At 67.5% G+C, this 18,717-nt stretch carries 14 protein-coding genes; 5 read left to right on the forward strand and 9 right to left on the reverse strand.

Translation table 11 applies throughout. From position 1 onward, the window contains the following. Window position 1 precedes the first annotated feature (1 nt). The 4 genes from hemJ to ABIE65_RS08645 all read left to right on the forward strand — a co-directional run bounded on the left by hemJ (window position 2) and on the right by ABIE65_RS08645 (window position 8,237). Complete coding sequence (hemJ, locus tag ABIE65_RS08630) at window positions 2-451, forward strand: protoporphyrinogen oxidase HemJ (protein ID WP_354077108.1); 450 nt, start codon at window positions 2-4, stop codon at window positions 449-451. Between the two features lie 241 nt (window positions 452-692). Then, window positions 693-1,952: a transcription termination factor Rho gene (gene rho / locus ABIE65_RS08635; RefSeq protein WP_354077420.1), complete on the forward strand. Its 1,260-nt coding sequence runs from the start codon at window positions 693-695 to the stop codon at window positions 1,950-1,952. Window positions 1,953-2,100: 148 nt separating this feature from the next. Continuing rightward, a complete protein-coding gene (locus ABIE65_RS08640) occupies window positions 2,101-6,915 on the forward strand; it encodes an NAD-glutamate dehydrogenase (protein ID WP_354077109.1) in 4,815 nt (1,604 codons plus the stop codon). Beyond that, window positions 6,912-8,237: an MFS transporter gene (locus tag ABIE65_RS08645; RefSeq protein WP_354077110.1), complete on the forward strand. Its 1,326-nt coding sequence runs from the start codon at window positions 6,912-6,914 to the stop codon at window positions 8,235-8,237. The genes ABIE65_RS08640 and ABIE65_RS08645 overlap by 4 nt, the downstream gene beginning before the upstream one ends. Before the next feature lie 104 nt (window positions 8,238-8,341). Here ABIE65_RS08645 and groL read toward each other — a convergent pair whose 3' ends face one another. Both groL and groES read right to left on the reverse strand, forming a co-directional pair. Then, complete coding sequence (gene groL / locus ABIE65_RS08650) at window positions 8,342-9,988, reverse strand: chaperonin GroEL (RefSeq protein WP_354077111.1); 1,647 nt, start codon at window positions 9,986-9,988, stop codon at window positions 8,342-8,344. A gap of 53 nt (window positions 9,989-10,041) precedes the next feature. Continuing rightward, window positions 10,042-10,356, reverse strand: coding sequence for a co-chaperone GroES (gene groES, locus ABIE65_RS08655; RefSeq protein ID WP_354077112.1), 315 nt, complete (start codon window positions 10,354-10,356; stop codon window positions 10,042-10,044). 273 nt (window positions 10,357-10,629) lie between these two features. Between groES and ABIE65_RS08660 the strand changes: the two genes are divergently transcribed. Continuing rightward, window positions 10,630-10,890: an usg protein gene (locus ABIE65_RS08660; protein ID WP_502918516.1), complete on the forward strand. Its 261-nt coding sequence runs from the start codon at window positions 10,630-10,632 to the stop codon at window positions 10,888-10,890. Window positions 10,891-10,919: 29 nt separating this feature from the next. On the opposite strand, the gene ABIE65_RS08665 is transcribed toward ABIE65_RS08660, so the two are convergent. From ABIE65_RS08665 to ABIE65_RS08695, 7 genes are all read right to left on the reverse strand, one after another. Further along, the gene (locus tag ABIE65_RS08665; RefSeq protein WP_354077114.1) at window positions 10,920-12,725 is read right to left on the reverse strand and encodes a FecR family protein; all 1,806 of its coding nucleotides are present in this window, start codon (window positions 12,723-12,725) and stop codon (window positions 10,920-10,922) included. Between the two features lie 14 nt (window positions 12,726-12,739). After that, window positions 12,740-14,038, reverse strand: a complete 1,299-nt coding sequence (locus tag ABIE65_RS08670) for a surface lipoprotein assembly modifier (protein ID WP_354077116.1) — start codon at window positions 14,036-14,038, stop codon at window positions 12,740-12,742. Between the two features lie 226 nt (window positions 14,039-14,264). Then, window positions 14,265-14,834, reverse strand: a complete 570-nt coding sequence (locus ABIE65_RS08675) for a hypothetical protein (protein WP_354077117.1) — start codon at window positions 14,832-14,834, stop codon at window positions 14,265-14,267. Between the two features lie 72 nt (window positions 14,835-14,906). Then, the gene (locus ABIE65_RS08680; RefSeq protein ID WP_354077118.1) at window positions 14,907-15,647 is read right to left on the reverse strand and encodes an ABC transporter ATP-binding protein; all 741 of its coding nucleotides are present in this window, start codon (window positions 15,645-15,647) and stop codon (window positions 14,907-14,909) included. Beyond that, a complete protein-coding gene (locus tag ABIE65_RS08685; protein ID WP_354077119.1) occupies window positions 15,644-17,494 on the reverse strand; it encodes an ABC transporter permease in 1,851 nt (616 codons plus the stop codon). The genes ABIE65_RS08680 and ABIE65_RS08685 overlap by 4 nt, the downstream gene beginning before the upstream one ends. A 477-nt stretch (window positions 17,495-17,971) precedes the next feature. Beyond that, window positions 17,972-18,349, reverse strand: a complete 378-nt coding sequence (locus tag ABIE65_RS08690; protein ID WP_354077120.1) for a DUF3618 domain-containing protein — start codon at window positions 18,347-18,349, stop codon at window positions 17,972-17,974. Next, window positions 18,346-18,696 (reverse strand): phage holin family protein, encoded by a 351-nt coding sequence (locus ABIE65_RS08695; RefSeq protein ID WP_354077121.1) that lies wholly within the window; start codon window positions 18,694-18,696, stop codon window positions 18,346-18,348. The genes ABIE65_RS08690 and ABIE65_RS08695 overlap by 4 nt, the downstream gene beginning before the upstream one ends. Window positions 18,697-18,717: the final 21 nt, after the last annotated feature.

The raw sequence follows: 18,717 nt of genomic DNA on the forward strand, positions 1-18,717 counted from the left end.
CATGTCCGACCTGCTGATCACGCTCTATCCGTGGACCAAGTCGCTGCACATCGTCAGCGTGATCTCCTGGATGGCGGGCCTCCTCTATTTGCCGCGCCTGTTCGTCTACCATTGCGCCTGGGCAGCCGGCTCGGATACGTCGGAACAGTTCAAGGTGATGGAGCGGCGCCTCCTCCGCTACATCATGAACCCGGCGATGATCGCGACCTATCTGTTCGGCGCGATGCTGGTCTTCACCCCGGGGGTCATCGACTGGTCGCAGGGTTGGTTCCACGCGAAGCTCGCCCTGGTTGTGGGCCTGACGGTGGCGCATCACGTGTTCGCCGCCCGGTACAAGGAGTTCGCGGCCGATCGGAACAGCCGGCCAGCCCGGTACTACCGCGTGGCGAACGAGGTGCCGACGCTCGCGATGATCGGCATCGTGGTGATGGTGGTTGTGCGGCCATTTTGATGACCTACCCAATTTGGCCCTTTACTCTCGTCTCTCGCCCGTCTACATAAATTCTGCACCTCCGCTGGACCGACGGCGCTCGGCTGGCTGTATCATCAGAGCTGACCTCTCCTTGATCGCCTGTTGGCGGTGCCCTTCTCTTTAGCTCCCCCCGCCGGGAGCAATCCCTTCTGTTCAAAAGCGCCACTTCCGGAAGTCGCCCATGACGGACACGCTCCTGTTGGACCCGAAGCCGAAGGTCATGAACCTTCAGGACATCAAGCGGAAGACGCCGCAGGAACTCCTTGCTCTCGCCGAGGAGTTGCAGATCGAGAATGCGAGCACCCTGCGCAAGCAGGACATGATGTTCGCGATTCTCAAGCAGCTCGCCGAGCAGGAGGTCACCATCCTCGGCATCGGGGTGCTCGAGGTTCTCTCGGACGGTTTCGGCTTCCTGCGCTCGCCCGAGGCGAACTACCTGCCCGGGCCGGACGACATCTACGTCAGCCCCAGCCAGGTCCGGCGCTTCGGTCTGCGCACCGGCGACACCGTCGAAGGCGAGATCCGCGGTCCCAAGTCGGGCGAGCGCTACTTCGCACTGCTCAAGCTCAACAGCATCAATTTCGACGAGCCCGACAAGGTCCGGCACCGGATCAACTTCGACAACCTGACGCCGCTCTATCCGGAAGAAAAGCTGAACCTGGAATACCAGGATCCGACCAAGACCAAGGACTACACGACCCGCGTGGTCGAACTGGTCACGCCGCTCGGCAAGGGCCAGCGCGCACTGATCGTCGCGCCGCCGCGTACCGGCAAGACGATGATGCTGCAGAACATCGCCCATGCGATTTCGGCGAACAACCCGGGCGTCTACCTCATCGTGCTGCTGATCGACGAGCGGCCCGAGGAAGTCACCGACATGCAGCGTTCGGTGAACGGCGAGGTCATCAGTTCGACCTTCGACGAACCGGCGACCCGCCACGTCCAGGTGACCGAGATGGTCCTGGAGAAGGCGAAGCGCCTCGTCGAGTACAAGCGCGACGTGGTCATCCTGCTCGACTCGATCACCCGCCTGGCCCGCGCCTACAACACGGTCGTTCCGTCCTCGGGCAAGGTGCTGACCGGCGGCGTCGACGCCAACGCGCTGCAGCGGCCGAAGCGCTTCTTCGGTGCGGCGCGCAACATCGAGGAGGGCGGATCGCTCTCGATCATCGCGACGGCCCTGATCGACACGGGCAGCCGCATGGACGAGGTGATCTTCGAGGAGTTCAAGGGCACCGGTAACTCCGAAATCGTCCTCGACCGCAAGCTCTCCGACAAGCGCATCTGGCCGGCCATCGACATCGGCAAGTCCGGTACCCGCAAGGAGGAGCTGCTGGTCGACCGTGCCACGCTCTCTAAGATGTGGGTGCTGCGCCGCGTCCTGATGCCGATGGGTGCTCAGGACTCGATGGAGTTCCTGCTGAACAAGCTGCGCGAGACCAAGAGCAACGGCGATTTCTTCCAGCAGATGAACCAGTAGCCTGCCGAGGCGTTTGCGCCGGGTACCCCGGTCGGCCTCGTCCTCTCCCTACCCGGCATGTGGTCTGTAACGTCCGGGTGTTACTTCGATTGGCCGGCACGGCTAGTATCGCAGCCGGCTGCACGTCTCGAAGACCAGGGAGAAGCGCATGGCAGTCCGTGGACAGCGGCTGACGGCGGATCTTATCGCCGAAGTCGTCGCTATTGCCGGCAGCAAACTGAAATCCGACGCCGCCCCGCTCGCGCAGGAGTTCATCCGGCGGTTCTACGCGCACGTACCGCCCAGTGACATCCTGGGCGTCGGGGCGGAGACGTTGTACGGCGCGGCACTCTCGATGCTGCGGTTCGCATCGGATCGGCCCCCCGGAACGGCCAAGGTACGCGTCTACAAGCCGACGCTCAGCGAGGACGGATGGGAATCCACCCATACCGTCGTGCAGGTCGTCAACGACGACATGCCCTTTCTGGTGGACTCGGTCACGGCCGAGCTGAACCGGCGGGGTCACACCGTCCACCTCGTCATTCACCCGATCATCCCGGTTACCCGCGAGGCCGGCCGTATCGCGGCGATCGGCGCGGCGGGCGGGGCCGCCGAGTCGGTGATGCACGTCGAGATGGACGAGGTGACGAACCTCGATGAACTCGAGACCATTCGCGCGAATCTCGTCCGGGTCCTGGCCGACGTGCGGGTTGCCGTGGCCGACTGGCAGGCGATCCGCGATCGTCTGCAGGCGACCGTCGCCGACCTGACGAGCCAGGCGCACCGCGGCGTATCCACCGAGGAGGCAGCGGAAGCGGCGGCCTTCCTGCAGTGGCTCGACGACAATCACTTCACGTTCCTCGGCTGCCGCGACTACAGGTTCGAAGGCGGCTCCGGAGAACTGAAGGCGGTTCCGGAGCCCGGCTCCAGCCTCGGCATTCTCCGCAGCGAACGGCTCGAACCCGACGATGCGCCGGCCGGGCTCGCGGTTCTACCGGCTGCCGCGATCGAATCGCTGAAGTCGCCGATCCTCATCGACATCAACAAGGCGAATGCGCGGTCCACGGTCCACCGTCCGGTCCACATGGACTATGTGACGGTGAAGCGCTTCGACGCCGACGGGCGGGTCGCAGGGGTGCGCCGCTTCCTCGGCCTGTTCACCTCGGTCGTCTACAACAGCAGCCCGCGTCGCATACCGATCCTCCGCCACAAGGTCACGCAGGTCGTTCAACAGGCCGGCTTCGCGCCGAACAGCCATGACGAGAAGGCGCTCGTCCATATCCTGGAGGCCTATCCGCGCGACGAACTGTTCCAGATCGGCCAGGACGATCTCCTGGAGACGGCGCTGGGGATTCTTCACCTCCAGGAGCGCCAGCGCATCGCGCTCTTCACCCGCGCCGATCCGTTCCAGCGCTTCGTATCCTGCCTCGTCTATGCCCCCCGCGATCACTACAACACGGGAATCAGGCTGCGCTTCGCCCGGATTCTGGAGACCGCCCTGTCCGGCGAGGTCACGGCGTTCACGACGCAGGTGTCCGACGAGCCCCTGGCGCGGATTCAGTTCCTGGTCCGGACGACGCCGGGCCAGGTGCCCGAATACGACCCAGCCGAGATCGAACGGCGGCTCGCGGAAGCCGGCCGGTCATGGTCGGATCGGCTGCAGCAGGCCTTGGTGGCCCATCTCGGCGAGGAGCGTGGTCTCGCCGCCTGGCGGACCTACGGCGAGGCTTTTCCCGCCGGCTACCGCGAGACCTATCACGCCGATCTGGCCGTGGCCGACATCGCTCTGCTCGACGGTATGGGCGCCGGCGGTGGCTTGGGGATGAACCTCTACCGGCCGATCGAAGCCGGGCAGCACGAACTGCGCTTCAAGCTCTACCATGCCGAGACGCCCGTACCGCTGTCCGACATCCTGCCGATGCTGGAGCATATGGGGCTGCGGGTCATCGGCGAGGTGCCGTACCGGCTTGAACCCGCCGGCCGCCGGCGGGTCTGGATCCATGATTTCGGTCTGGAGACGGCGGACCGGTCGGCCGTCGACCTGCGGGCGGTGCGCGACAAGTTCCAGACCGCCTTCGATCGCATCTGGACGGGCGAACTCGAGAGTGACGGGCTGAACCGCCTGATCCTTGCCGCCGGCCTGGACTGGCGCCAGATCGTCGTACTGCGCGCCTTCGCGCGCTATCTGCGCCAGGTCGGGGCGCCGTTCAGCCAAGCCTATATGGAGGAGACGCTCGCCCGCCATGCCGGCATCGCCGGCAGCATCGTCGCCCTGTTCGAGGCGCGCTTCGATCCGGCGCGGCACGACCCGCAGCGCGTGGCGGCGATCACCGACGATATCGCGTCGTCGCTGGAGGCGGTGCAGAGCCTGGACGAGGACCGCATCCTGCGCCGCTTCCTCAACCTCGCCGAGGCCGCCGTCCGCACCAACCACTGGCAGACCGGCACCGAGGGGCGGCCCAAACCCTACCTTTCCATCAAATACGACTGCGCGAAGGTGGAAGAGCTGCCTTTGCCGCGCCCGATGTTCGAGATCTTCGTCTATTCGGCCCGGATGGAGGGCATCCACCTGCGCGGCGGCAAGGTCGCGCGCGGCGGGATTCGCTGGTCGGACCGGCGCGAGGATTTCCGCACCGAGGTCCTTGGCCTGATGAAGGCGCAGATGGTGAAGAACGCCGTCATCGTGCCGGTCGGCGCCAAGGGCGGTTTCGTGCTGAAGCGCCCGCCGACAGAGGGCGGCCGCGAAGCGCTCCAGGCCGAAGGCATCGCCTGCTACAAGCTGCTGGTCAGGGGGCTGCTCGACGTCACCGACAACCGCGACGGCGACGCGATCGTGCCGCCCGCCGACGTCGTCCGCCACGACGGCGACGACCCCTACATCGTCGTCGCGGCCGACAAGGGCACGGCCTCCTTTTCCGACATCGCCAACGGCCTGTCGGCCGAGTACGGCTTCTGGCTGAAGGACGCCTTCGCCTCCGGTGGCTCCGCCGGCTACGACCATAAGGGAATGGGCATCACGGCGCGCGGCGCGTGGGAATCGGTGAAGCGCCATTTCCGCGAGATCGGCCGCGACATCCAGTCCGACGACTTCACCTGCGTCGGCGTCGGCGACATGGCGGGCGACGTGTTCGGCAACGGCATGCTGCTGTCGCGCCATACGCGTCTGGTGGGCGCCTTCAACCATCTGCACATCTTCGTCGATCCGAATCCCGATCCCGAAGCCAGCTGGGCGGAGCGGAAGCGCCTGTTCGATCTGCCGCGGTCGAACTGGACCGACTACGATCCCGGCCTCATCTCGCAGGGCGGCGGAGTCTTCAGCCGTCAGGCCAAGGCGATCCCCGTCTCGGCCGAGATGAAGGCGCTGTTCGGCATCGACACCGCCCAGGTGACGCCGAGCGCGCTGATGACCGCCATGCTCCGCGCCGAGGTCGACCTGCTCTGGTTCGGCGGCATCGGCACCTTCATCAAGTCGGCCGAGGAAACCAACGCCGAGGTCGGCGATCGCAGCAACGATGCGCACCGGGTGAACGGCGGCGAGATCCGCGCCAAGGTGGTCGGCGAAGGTGCCAACCTGGGCGTCACCCAACGCGGACGGATCGAGTACGCACTCGCCGGCGGGCGCATCAACACGGACTTCATCGACAATTCGGGCGGCGTCGACACCTCGGACCACGAGGTGAACATCAAGATCCTTTTGAACGCCGCCATTGATGCCGGCGAGCTGACGATGAAGCAGCGCGACGCGCTGCTGAAGCAGATGACCGACGAAGTCGCGCAACTGGTGCTCGCACACAACTATCTCCAGAGCGGTGCGATCAGTGTAACCGAGGCGGAGGCGGCCGCGCTGCTGCCGCAGCATGCCCGCTTCATCCGCCGCCTCGAACGCGCGGGGCAGCTCAACCGCAGCATCGAGTTCCTGCCCGACGACGAGGTGATCGGCGAACGCGAGACCGCCGGTCTCGGCCTGACGCGGCCCGAACTGGCGGTTCTGCTCTCCTACTCGAAGATCGTGCTCTACGAGGAACTGCTGGCGACCGGCCTGCCGGACGATCCGGAGCTGGTGGACGATCTCGTCCGATACTTTCCGCCCACGCTGCGCGACGGCTGGCGCAGCCAGATCGCCGGGCATCGCCTCCGCCGCGAGCTGGTCACCACCTTCGTCACCAACACCGTCGTCGATCGCGCGGGCATCGGCTTCGTCGAGCGTCTGCAGGACCGGTCGGGCCGTGGTGCGGGGGATGTCGCCCGCGCCTTCTCGATCGCGGTGGCGGCTTTCGGCCTGCGCGACCTCTGGGAGGCGATCGAAGGGCTCGACAATCGGGTGCCGGCCGCGGTGCAGATCGGCATGCTGCTCGACGGGCGACGCCTCGTCGAGCACGGCACGCTGTGGTTCCTGCGGCACGGCGGCAATCCACTCGACATGGCGGCCCATCTGGAGGCTTACCGTCCGGGCATCGCCGACTTCTGTGCGAACCTGCCGCGCGAGCTGTTCGAGGACGAGCGCCGGTCCGTGGCGGCGCGGCGCTCCGAACTGCAGAAAGCGGGCGTGCCGGACAAGATCGCGCGCGCGGTGGCGGGGCTCGACGTGCTGTACGGTGCGCCCGACGTGGTGCGCCTGGCCCGAAGCTGCGGGATGTCCGTCGAGGCGGCGGCCCACGTCTGGTTCGCCGTGGCCACGCGTTTCGGCCTGGATCGGCTGCGCGACGCGGCGTCGACCATGACGACGCGCACCGCGTGGCAGCAGCTGGCTGTCGAGACGTTCCTGGATGACGTCTTCGGCCATCAGGCGACCCTCACCGCCCAGGTGCTGGCGGCCGGTGCGTCCGGCGATGCCGAGGCGGCGGTCGAGGCCTGGACGGCGCAGCGGCCGGCAGCGGTGGCCCGCTACGATCGCACGATGGAGGAGATCGGGTCGGCCGGCATGCTCGAGATCGCCATGCTGACGGTCGTCAACGGGCAGCTCCGCGCGCTGGCGGCCGCGTGACGGAGGTTCCCGAGCCGGCCGCCGCAACGCGCGCCGTCACCCACTCGGCCTCGCGGCCCGATGGCGTGCCGGCACGGGCGCTCTGGTCCTGGTGCCTGTTCGACTGGGCGAACTCCGCCTTTCCGACCGTCATCATCACCTTCGTCTTCAGCGCCTATTTCGAACTCGGCGTGTCGGGCAAGGGTGCCGACGGTACGGCGCACTGGGCCTTCGCCCAGGCGCTCTCCGGCATTCTCATCGCCATTCTCAGTCCGATCCTCGGCGCCATCGCGGACTTCAGCGGCCGCCGCAAGCTCTGGCTCGCCGCCCTCTCGGGCACCTGCGTCGTCGCGACCGCCATGCTCTGGTTCGTTGAGCCGGATCCGTCGTGGGCGTTGTGGGCGCTGGTCCTGGTCTCGATCGCCAACATCGGCTTCGAGATGGGCACCGTCTTCTACAATGCGATGCTTCCCGGGCTGGTGCGCCAGTCCCATCTCGGCCGCCTCTCGGGCTGGGCGTGGGGGCTCGGTTATGCCGGCGGGCTCGTCTGCTTGGCGCTAACCCTGGTGCTCTTCGTCCAGGCGGAGCAGCCGCTGTTCGGGCTCGACAAGGCGCAGTCCGAGCATGTGCGCATCGTCGGCCCCTTCGTGGCCGTCTGGTTTCTGCTCTTCGCGGTTCCGCTGTTTCTGTTCGTCCCGGACGCCCCGCAGGGCCTGCGCATGCGCGAGGCGGTGGGGAAGGGGCTCCGCCAGCTGCGCGGGACGGTGAAGACGTTGCGCGCGCATCGCGAGATCGCCCGCTTCCTGATCGCCCGCCTGTTCTACATCGACGGCCTCAACACGCTGTTCGCCATGGGCGGCCTCTATGCCGCCGGGACGATCGGCATGGACTATGAGGAGATCATCGTCTTCGGGATCGCGCTCAACGTGACGGCGGGTCTGGGTGCGTTTGCTTTCGGCTGGATCGATGATCTGTTCGGCTCCAAGCGGACGATCGCGTTCAGCCTCGTCGCGATGATCGGACTGGCCGTGCCGGTGCTCCTTGCCCAGTCCGAGACGACGTTCTGGATCTTCGCACTGCTGCTGGGGATCTTCATGGGCCCGGTCCAGGCGGCGAGCCGTTCGCTGATGGCGCGCTTGGCGCCGCGCGGCATGGAGACGGAAATGTTCGGTCTCTTCGCCCTGTCGGGAAAGGTCACCTCCTTCATCGGCCCGACCCTCGTCGGCTGGACGATCATCGTGACCGGCAGCCAGCGCATCGGCATGTCGACGATCCTCATCCTGCTGGTCATCGGCACTATGCTGCTCTGGCGCATGCCGGAGCCGCCGCGACGCGAGGACTGACGACGCCGGAACACCGGGTGAGCGAACCCGATCCAAATGCGTAAAGGGGCCGCGGCATCGCCGCGGCCCCTTCGCGTGGGAGATCCTGTCGCGTCGTGACGCGATCAGAAGTCCATGTCGCCCATGCCGCCCATGCCACCGGCGCCCGGACCGCCCGCGGCCGACTTCGGCTCCGGCTTCTCGGCGACCATCGCCTCGGTGGTGATCATCAGCCCGGAAACCGACGCGGCGTCCTGCAGCGCGGTACGCACGACCTTGGTCGGATCGACGATGCCGGCCTTCACCAGGTCGCAGTACTTGCCTTCGGAGGCGTCGTAGCCCCAGCTGGCGTCGGTGCTCTCCAGCATCTTGCCGACGATCACCGAACCGTCCGACCCGGCGTTCTCGGCGATCTGGCGTGCCGGGGCCTGGATCGCGCGGCGGATGATCTCGACGCCGACGCGCTGGTCCGCATTCTCCGGCTTCACCGATTCGAGCGCCTTGATCGCGTAGAGAAGGGCCGAACCGCCGCCGGGCAGGATGCCTTCCTCGACCGCCGCGCGCGTGGCGTTCAGGGCGTCGTCGACGCGGTCCTTCTTCTCCTTCACCTCGATCTCGGTGGCACCGCCGACGCGGATGACCGCGACGCCGCCCGCCAGCTTCGCCAGACGCTCCTGAAGCTTCTCACGGTCGTAGTCCGAGGTCGTCTCCTCGATCTGCGCCTTGATCTGCGTGCAGCGCGCTTCGATGTCGGCCTTCTCGCCGGCACCGTCGACGACCGTGGTGTCGTCCTTCGTGATCGCGACCTTCTTCGCCTGGCCGAGCATGTCGAGCGTCACGCTCTCCAGCTTGATGCCGAGGTCTTCGGAGATGACCTGGCCGCCCGTCAGGGTCGCCATGTCCTCCAGCATCGCCTTGCGGCGGTCGCCGAAGCCCGGTGCCTTCACCGCCGCGACCTTCAGGCCGCCGCGCAGCTTGTTGACGACCAGCGTCGCCAGCGCCTCGCCCTCGATGTCCTCGGCGACGATCAGGAGCGGCCGGCCGCTCTGGACCACGGCCTCGAGCACCGGCAGCATCGACTGCAGGTTCGACAGCTTCTTCTCGTGCAGGAGAATGTACGGGTTCTCCAGCTCGCAGGTCATCTTCTCGGCGTTGGTGATGAAGTACGGCGAGAGATAGCCACGGTCGAACTGCATGCCCTCGACGACGTCGAGCTCGGTCTCGAGGCTCTTGGCCTCCTCGACCGTGATGACGCCCTCGTTGCCGACCTTCTGCATCGCCTCGGCGATCATCGCGCCGATCGCCTTGTCGCCGTTGGCGGAGATCGTGCCGACCTGCGCCACTTCCTCGCTGGTCTTGATCTTCACCGACCGGCTCTTCAGGTCCGCGACGACCGCTGCGACCGCGAGGTCGATGCCGCGCTTCAGGTCCATCGGGTTCATGCCGGCGGCCACCGACTTGGCGCCTTCACGGACGATCGCCTGGGCGAGAACCGTCGCGGTCGTCGTGCCGTCGCCGGCCACGTCGTTGGTCTTCGAGGCCACTTCGCGCACCATCTGGGCGCCCATGTTCTCGAACTTGTCCTTGAGCTCGATCTCCTTGGCGACGGTGACGCCGTCCTTGGTGATCCGCGGTGCGCCGAACGCCTTGTCGATGATGACGTTGCGGCCCTTCGGGCCCAGCGTGACCTTCACCGCGTCGGCGAGGATGTTGACGCCGCGCAGCATGCGGTCGCGCGCGTCCGTGCTGAACTTGACTTCCTTGGCAGCCATTTCGATCGTTCCTTAGTTGGTCAGGGCTTCGACGTGCAGTGGATGCTGCCGGTTCAGGCGGCGGCCTTCGCCGCTGCACCGCCTTCGACGATGCCCATGATGTCCGACTCCTTCATGATCAGGTAATCCTGACCGTCGAGCTTCACTTCGGTGCCGGACCACTTGCCGAAGAGGATGCGATCGCCGACCTTGACGTCCAGCGCCTGGATCTCGCCCTTCTCGTTGCGGGCGCCCGGGCCGACGGCGATGATTTCGCCTTCCTGCGGCTTTTCCTTGGCGGTGTCGGGAATGATGATGCCGCCCGCCGTCTTCGTCGTCTCTTCGACGCGCTTGACGACGACACGGTCGTGCAGAGGCCTGAACTGCATCTGACTGCTCCCTCGAATATGCTGTAGAGGATCCCGATACGACCTGCGGCCCTAAATCCCGGGGCCGCGACGGCCCGGATCTATGCGCCGCACAGGATCCTTTCAAGGGGGTTTTTAGCACTCTCAGTGTCTGACTGCTAACAAATTTCGGCGCGCTGGCAGCAGTCGCTGGAAGCGGCTGCTAGTCCATTGATTTTATTGATTTCTGCGCGAGCGTGTGCCGAAATTCCCTGGTCCTGACACTTTCGTGGGACGGTTCAAGGGAGAAGGACCGTGACCGATCTGGAGAGACAGCTCATGGGATGGCGGCTGACGACCGCCGAAATCGTCTACCGCCTGCCCGACCACCCCTGCCTGCTGCAGACGTTCGTCTGGCAGAAGCTTGACGCGGCGCCGAAATATCCGGCGCTGCAGAAGTTTCTCGATTTCTGGGAGCGCGAGATCGAGGCGAAGATCCACACGGTGCGTGTGGCGCAGCGGGGGATCGTCAGCCCGGCCGACTTCCGGACGACCCCCCACTTCGCCCTGAACTGAGGGCAGGAGGCTGCCGACGCCGGCGCCGGTCAGTTCTGGCCGGTCGCCTTCTGCCCGGCGATCGTGCCGACGCCGACATAGCTGCCGCCGGAGCCGTTCGTTCCGCTCAGGATCAGGTCGCCGATCACGCCGCCGACCGGATCGCTGCCGTTCCTGGCAAATGAACCGACGACGTTGCCGCTGACGTTGCCGTCGCTGGAGATGACGTTGATCGACATGCGGTTCGTCACGGCGCTCGCCGAACCGGTATAGTCCCGGTTGTCGAAGTCGTTGATGTGCATGGACCCGGAGCGGGTGCCGAAGTCGAAGTTCGCCGTCATGCTGCCGGTCGCCATCCGGAACTGCCCGTTGTCGACGACGCTGCCGACCGCATGCCCCGCATAGCTGGCGGTCCCGGTCGTCGGTATGTCCGCGGCGGTCGGAAGCTTGCCCGCGACCCAGGTGCCGAGCGCCACCAAGTCACGCTGCCCCGGCGTTTCGCTGCTCGACGCTCCCGGCACGTCCGCCGCCCAATAGCCCCACGTCAGGAAGGAGCAGGAACAGAGCTTCGTCTCGTCGACCCCCTGCGGCGCCTGCAGGAGGTCGTGGGTCACCATCACGGTGACCGGCCCGCCGGGCGTGCCGCCGGGCCCGTTCGGGGAGATGATGGCGGCGAATGTGTCGTCGTCGAAGAAGAGGCTGTTGACCGAGCGGCCCTTCCCGAACTCGTAGAGCCGGTCGAGGCGCAGATCGGCGTCGATGTGATCGCCCTCGACGCTGCGTTCGATGGTCAGGGTCGGCGTCGGGCTGCCTGCGGCGACGATCACGCCCTCCAGATCCGTCGAATTCGACAGCAGCGCGATCGGGTCGCCCGTGCCGTCGTAAGTGAACCGTAGGCTTGTGCCATAGCCTTCGATCGTATCGGTCGTGCGCGTTCCCGGCGAACCGCCTGGTGCCGAGGGCAATCCGCCGAAGATCCCGCCGAGTCCGCCTCCGGGCGAGTGCGATCCACCCCCTGTAACGGCATCCCGGACCTGGGTGTTGGCGCCGGTTTCGACGACGTCGCGTATCTGGCTGGCGCCGCCGGCGGTCCCCGGCTGCAGGTTGCTGGTGCTGCCGCCGGTGGCGTAGTTGGCCGCCGCGAAATGCAGGATGCTGCCGCCGGGAAGCCTGTTGCCCAGACCCGCCCGCGCGCCGACATCCGTCGGCTGCTCGGGGGCGCTGCCGCTGCCCGGCGTGTTCAGGGCGGCCAGATAACTCCGCAACGTGGCCGCCGAGGCGCTACCGCCGTCCTGTGGGGCGCCGCCGTTCGTCACGACCCGCCGTCCGATGGAGCGGGAATCCATGTTCAGGTTACCGGAAGCGTTGCTGACGTTCAGCGTGCTGCCGGCGACGAAGACGATGTCGAGCGGATCGGACGCGCCGAGTACCACGCTGCCGCGGATGCCCAGGGTCGCGGTCGGCGTCCGGATCGTGGCGCCGCTGGTGGAGCTGATCTTGCCGCCGACGAAGCGGAACAGTCCTTTCGTCACCGACACCACCATCTCGCCCGTCGAACGGTCGGGGTCGTAGACGAAGCGGTCGATGACGACTTCCGAGTTCGGGCCGACCGTCAGGGCCGACTGGTCGAGGAACAGGATCTGCGTCTGACCGGCGCCGGCCGTGACGATCTTCTCCTCGAAGACGATGTCCTGGCCGATGAAGAGCGTGCGGGTTGCCCCGCCCGGCGGCGTGCCCGTCGCTTCCGGATTGACGGCCGCGGTCGTGCCGACGCGCGCGGCGTCGGCTGCCTGTGGCGCCACGGCGAGTGCCGCGGCGATCACCGAAGCGACGGTCAGCCAGTGGTAAGGCCGCATAGCGATCACCTTTACTAAAACGTCGCCAGCACGCCGAGCGTGAAGGACCAGTTGTCGTAGCTGTAGTTGGTCAGGTTCGAGTCCTGATCCTCGTACCGGATCTGGCTCTCGATCGAGATATCCGAGGTCACGCGCGCCGAATGATTGAGGCTGACCTGCCAGATGTTGTCGGACCGGTCGGTGTTCGGATTGACGGCCACGTCGGCATCGTCATACCAGCGCTCGCCGAAGGAGACGGCGAGCGCGACCTGCCACGGCAGCTGGATGGACTCGAACGGCGCGGCGTAGCTGTAGCGCACGCCGGCCAGCAGCCCGTATTCCCAGTTCGACTGATGCGCCGTCTTGGCGTCGTCGCGGATGACGGTGACGCCGCCGAACATCATCCAGTCCGGATCGATCGCGTAGCGGCCTGTCAGGCCGAGCGTATGCTCGTCGCCGGTATAGTCGTCCGCGTTCGGCGACCGGTCCGAGTTGTGATAGTCCTTGTAGCGGAACGCGTAGCCCAGATCGACGATCGCCTGGTCGTTGACGACCTGACTGACCTCCGCACCGCCGCCGACGCTGGCGTAGAGCAGCCGTCGGCCGAGGTCGACCACGTTGCCGAGCGCGTAGACCCGCAGCGACGTGCCCTTCCACTCTCCCGGGTTGAGCGCGATGCGCGGGCCCGTCTGAATCTCCGCGAGAGCGATGTCCAGGTCGGTGAAGTCGAACTGCCAGGCGCCGTAGCCCGTCAGCCGCGTCTCCCACCACTCGCCGTAGGGCGAGTCGAAATTGTAGCGGTGGACCAGCGATCCGGAGAGGAACGCGTTGAAGTCGTCGTCCGCACGGAACTCGTCGTCGAGCCGCGCGTCGAGGCCGAAGGCCTGAACCTGGCTGGAATCGGGGCCCGCATTCGCATTGGTCTGATAGCGAAGGCCGCCGAAGACCGAGCCCGCGAACACGTTGCGCGCCGTCCGCTGGTCGATCTGGGCGAGCAGCGTCTCGATCCGTTCCCTTACCGGATCAGGCACCTCGGGTGCCGTCAGCGCGTCCTGCAGGTAGACCCGCGCCATCTCGTCGGCACCGATGCGCATGTAGAGCGCGCCGAGTTCGAGCCGAACCCGCGGCAGGTCGGCATTGTAGATGAGCATGCGCTCCAGCGTGGAGATGGCGGCGTCATACTCGCCGAGCCGTGCCGCCAGCGCGGCGAACTCGAACATGGCGTCGAGATCCGCAGGCCGTTCGAGCAGTGTCTGGAACAGGGCGTCGTAGCGAGCGCGTTCCGCAGCCTGGTCGCTGGTCTGAGCCGCTGCCCCTATGGCAGTGCCAGCCACGGTCGCCGCCAAGGCGAACGCCGCCAAATGCCGTTTCACTACTTGCCCCCCGACACAGAACCGTCAATGCGGATGCTCCATGAGCACCACTACATTGTCAACGAAGGCACGGTTGTGCATGTGACCTACGCCACTTACGCCTGATTCATGTGGCAGAATCGGCGCAAGTCACGGCGCCGGAGGCGCATCGCAAGTCACGGCGCCGGAGGCGCATCGAGTCACGGCGTCAGAGGCGCATGAAGTCGGCTTCGATCGTCCGCGTCAGCTCGTCTTCGACGAAACGGCGATAGGTCAGCATCATCATGCCGCCGTCGTCGAGCCGGCGCTCGTAGACCTGCCGCTCCAGCTGGCCGTCGCGCCTGAGGCCCAGGATGTCGATCCGCAACGTCCGGTCGACGATCCGCGCCCACGCGGCGAGATGGGCGAACGGATCCGGTGACGCTTCGTCGGCCACCCAGATCCCCGTCTCCGCCGTCTGGCGGAAGGTCATCTTCCGCTCGCGCTGCCGTACCGATCCCGCCACGTCGCCCGCCTCGAAACTGGCCCACGTCACGCTGAAGCCGCCGCCGGGCTGCTCCTCGATCAGGAGTGTCGCAGCGCGCTTCGCCGCGGTGTTCTGTTCGGTATGGCCCGCCCAGGGACCCGCGAAATCGGACAGACGCGCGGCGGGCAGCGCCGTCGTCGCCGCAGGGCTCGCCACCGCCGGTGCGGGCGCACCGCCACCGGGCGTCGCGGCCGCACAGCCGGCGACGCCGGCGGTCAACGCCGCCATGAACAGGAACTTCGCCGGTCGCATCCGCATCTCCGCCACCATGGTCTCCCGATGTTTATCAGCCTGTAGGGTCACCGTCAGCCGGCTGCTCCGCGATCAGTCGGTCCCGAGATAGGTTTCGCGCACGGCCGGGTCGGCCCGCACGGTGTCGGGTGGGCCGGAGGCGATCAGGCGGCCCCGGCTCATGACGAGGACGCGGTCCGCATAGCCGAAGACGATGTCCATATCGTGTTCGGTAAACAGCACGCCGACGGAACGGTTCTTCGCGATCCCGTGGACGAGGCGCATGAGGTCGCGCCGGCTGCTCGGTGCCATGCCGGCGGTCGGCTCGTCCATCAGCAGCATGCGTGGATCCTGCGCGAGTGCGATCGCGAGTTCGACGCGCTTCAGGTCGCCATAGGCCAGCGCGCCGCAGGTGGCGTCGCCCAGCGCCCGCATGCCGACGAGGTCCAGCAGCGCATCGGCTTCCTGGACGTAGAGCCGCCGCGCGACCGGCAGCATCGAAAGCATGCGCTGGCGCCCGGCGATCAGCGCGGCCTGAACGTTCTCGCGTACGGACAGCGAGCCGAAGGCGGCGGTGATCTGGAACGTCCGCCCGATCCCGGCCCGGGCGGCCTCGCGCGGCGGCAGGCCGACCAGCTCGCGCCCGTCCAGGCGCACGCTGCCGGCATCGGGCCGCAGCTGTCCGTTGACGCAGTTGAAGCAGGTGCTCTTGCCGGCGCCGTTCGGGCCGATGATCGCGACCAGTTCCCCCGCCGCGACCTCGAAGCCGATCCCGTCGACTGCGCGCACGCCGTCGAACGACTTGCGCAGGTTCGATACGGCCAGCGTCGTCATCGGACCCACCGGTACCAGAGGTATTGCAGCTGTCCGGCGATCCCGCGCGGGAACAGGACCACCAGCAGGACGATCCCCAGGCCGAGGAGCGCGCGCCAGAAGTCGGTGGCGGCGGCGAGTTCGACCTGCGTGGCCTTGTAGGCGGCCGCGCCGACGAGCGGTCCCGACAGGGTGCCGATACCGCCGAGCAGCATCATGACCAGACCGTCGACGGAGACGCCCACGCCGAGGGCATCCGGAAAGACGCTGCCCTTGAAGAAGGCGTAGAACGCGCCGGCCAAGCCGGCCGCCATGCCGGCCAGGGTGAACGCCGCCCAGCGGATGCCGCGCCGGTCTATGGCCGACGCTTCCGCGCGCAGCGGGGAGTCTCTGCAGGCGCGCATGCCCAGGCCGAGCGGCGCGTGCACCATATGCCGCAACGCCATCGCACCCGCGCCGCACAGCAGGAGGGCCAGCCAGTAGAGCGTTTCCGGCGACGAGGCCCAGCGCGGCGGCCAGATCCCGATCAGGCCGTTGTCGCCCCCGGTGACGTCGTACCACTGGAACGCGACCGCGTAGCAGATCTGGGCGAAGGCGAGCGTCAGCATGGCGAGGTACACGCCCGAGAGCCGTATGCAGAACGCACCGAAGATCCCGGTGCCAACCGCTGCCAGGGCCACGCCGGCCGCGAGACCGGCCGGCATGCCCGCCTCCAGCCAGCGCACGGCGAGGGCGGCACCATAGGCGCCGAGCCCGAAGCCTGCGGCATGGCCGAAGGACACGATGCCGCCGATGCCGGTCAGGAAATGCAGGCTGGCCGCGAAGAGGGCGAAGACGATGATCTCGGTGGCGACCGAGAGCATGTAGGGCCCGGCCACCAGCGGCATCGCGGCGAGGAGGAGCGCGATCGCCAGGGCGGCCGCCTTGCCGGAAGCGGGAAGCGGCCGCAACGGCGCTTCGGCCTGGAGGATACGGGCGGCGGCCGGCGCCTCGGGGCGACCCAGCAGGCCCCACGGGCGGACGATGAGCACCGCCGCCATGAAGAGGAACAGCAGGACGATCGTGATCTCGGGGAACGCCAGGATCCCGAACGCCTGGAGCTGACCGATCAGCAGCGCCGCGACGAACGCACCGGGAATGCTGCCCATCCCGCCGACGACCGTGACCACGAACACCTCGACGATCACGCCCAGGTCCATGCCGAGGCTGGCCGGGTGACGCGGCAGTTCCAGTGCGCCGGCGAGGCCCGCGAGGCCGGCCCCGACGGCGAAGACCGAGGTGAACAGGCGCCGCTGATTGATGCCGAGGGCGGCCGTGAGTTCGCGGTTCTCGGTGGCCGCGCGGATCTGGACGCCCCAGCGGGTGCGTTGCAGGCAGAACCAGAGCAGGCCGAGCACCACCGGACCGACACCGATCAGGAACAGGTCGTAGGTCGGCACCGCCTGCCCGAAGACCTGCACCGCACCGGCGAGGCCCGGTGCCCTGGGCCCGAGCAGGTCCTCCGGCCCCCAGACGGCGAGGGTCGCGTCGGCCAGGACCAGTAGGATTCCGAAGGTGGCGAGCAGCTGGAACAGTTCGGGGGCGCCGTAGATCCGCCGCAGGACCGTCATCTCGAGGGCGGCGCCGAGCACGGCCACGGCCGCCGCGGTCAGCGGCACGGCGATCCAGAACCCGAAGGCGTCGCCGAGGACCGGGGCGAGCAGGCCGACCGCGCTGTATCCGCAGAACGCGCCCAGCATGTAGAACGAGCCGTGGGCGAAATTCACGACCCGCGTCACGCCGAAGATCAGCGACAGCCCGGATGCGACGAGGAAGAGCGACGAGGCGCTGGCGAGCCCCGTCAGGAACTGGACGAACAGGAACGACATTCGCCGTCAGGACCTTCCCGGCGTAGAGGAGGTGGCGCCGGGTGGCGGCCCGGCGGACGTGCAAATCGGATCTACCGAGCCCAGTATCGGAGGCGCACCGATGCCAAGTCGCGCCCCGAAAACCGATGCGGTGCCATGATGGAACCAAGCTTCTCGCGCCGCGTTTGCAGCAGGAATATCAACTAACGGCCCGGAGACGGCTATGCACAGCATCTTCTATATCATCGGCGTCGTGGTCGTCGTCATCGCGATACTTTCGTTCCTCGGTCTGGGCTGATCCTCGTCTTAGCCGTCTGGGACCGGACGCCCTGCCGCTCCGCCTGCAGACAGCGCTCTCAGGAGGATCGGTACGGGCGACCGGACGAGCCGACTGAACACCGAACGATGCCCGCGCGATGAGAGTTGCGCGGGCATCGCCATTCTGAAGCCCCGGGCCGCTGCTGGCTACCGCCGAGGCGGTCTCGCCGCGGCGGCGGTTCAGCCGGTATGAAGTCGGGTGGCCGGATGCGGATCGGCGAGAGGGTCGGGCTCGGCCATGATGGGTGCATGCGCCGGCGGTGGCAGCCGCTCCGTCCACTCGTCGCGCGGCGCCGGCGGCGCGGCCGCGCGTCGTGGCTTCCGCTTCCCGGACAGGAGAAGCCAGACGAGGCCCGCGCCCACGAGCGCCACGGGGATGGGGTGGCGGCGGACCAGCTCGACGAAGTCGCTGCGGTCGCGGCCGTTCAAGGCGCCGTCGAGCATGTCGTCGAGAATGCGCCCCGGCGTGAGCCGCCGCTCGATTTCTCCGACCGTCGCGACCAGGGATGCCCGGGTCGCCTCGATGTCGCGCTCGATCTCCTCGGGGGACCGGCTCATCGATGTTGCTCCTCGTGACGCAGGGTATGGAGGGTTCGCCGGGGCGCGAGCGCCCGCGCGCGCATCGAGCGTCGACCCCAAAGGACCAGGAGAAGGCCGACGAGCAGCACGCCGCCCCCGACAATCAACCCGGCCACCGCCTCGCCGATCAGTGGCGAGAGCAGGAAGACCAGGGTCCGCAGGGCGGCGGTGACGGCGGCAAAGGAGACGAGCAGGCCCACGATCAGCAGGACGATGGCGCCGCTGACCTTGTCGGCCTTCTCGCCCAGTTCCGTCCGGGCGAGCTCGAACTCGTTGCGTACGAGCCGGGTCGCGTCCCGAACCAGATCCGCGAATAGCGTCGCCATCGAGCGATCCCTGTCCCATCC

The organism is Constrictibacter sp. MBR-5, from assembly GCF_040549485.1.
Taxonomy (GTDB): domain Bacteria; phylum Pseudomonadota; class Alphaproteobacteria; order JAJUGE01; family JAJUGE01; genus Constrictibacter.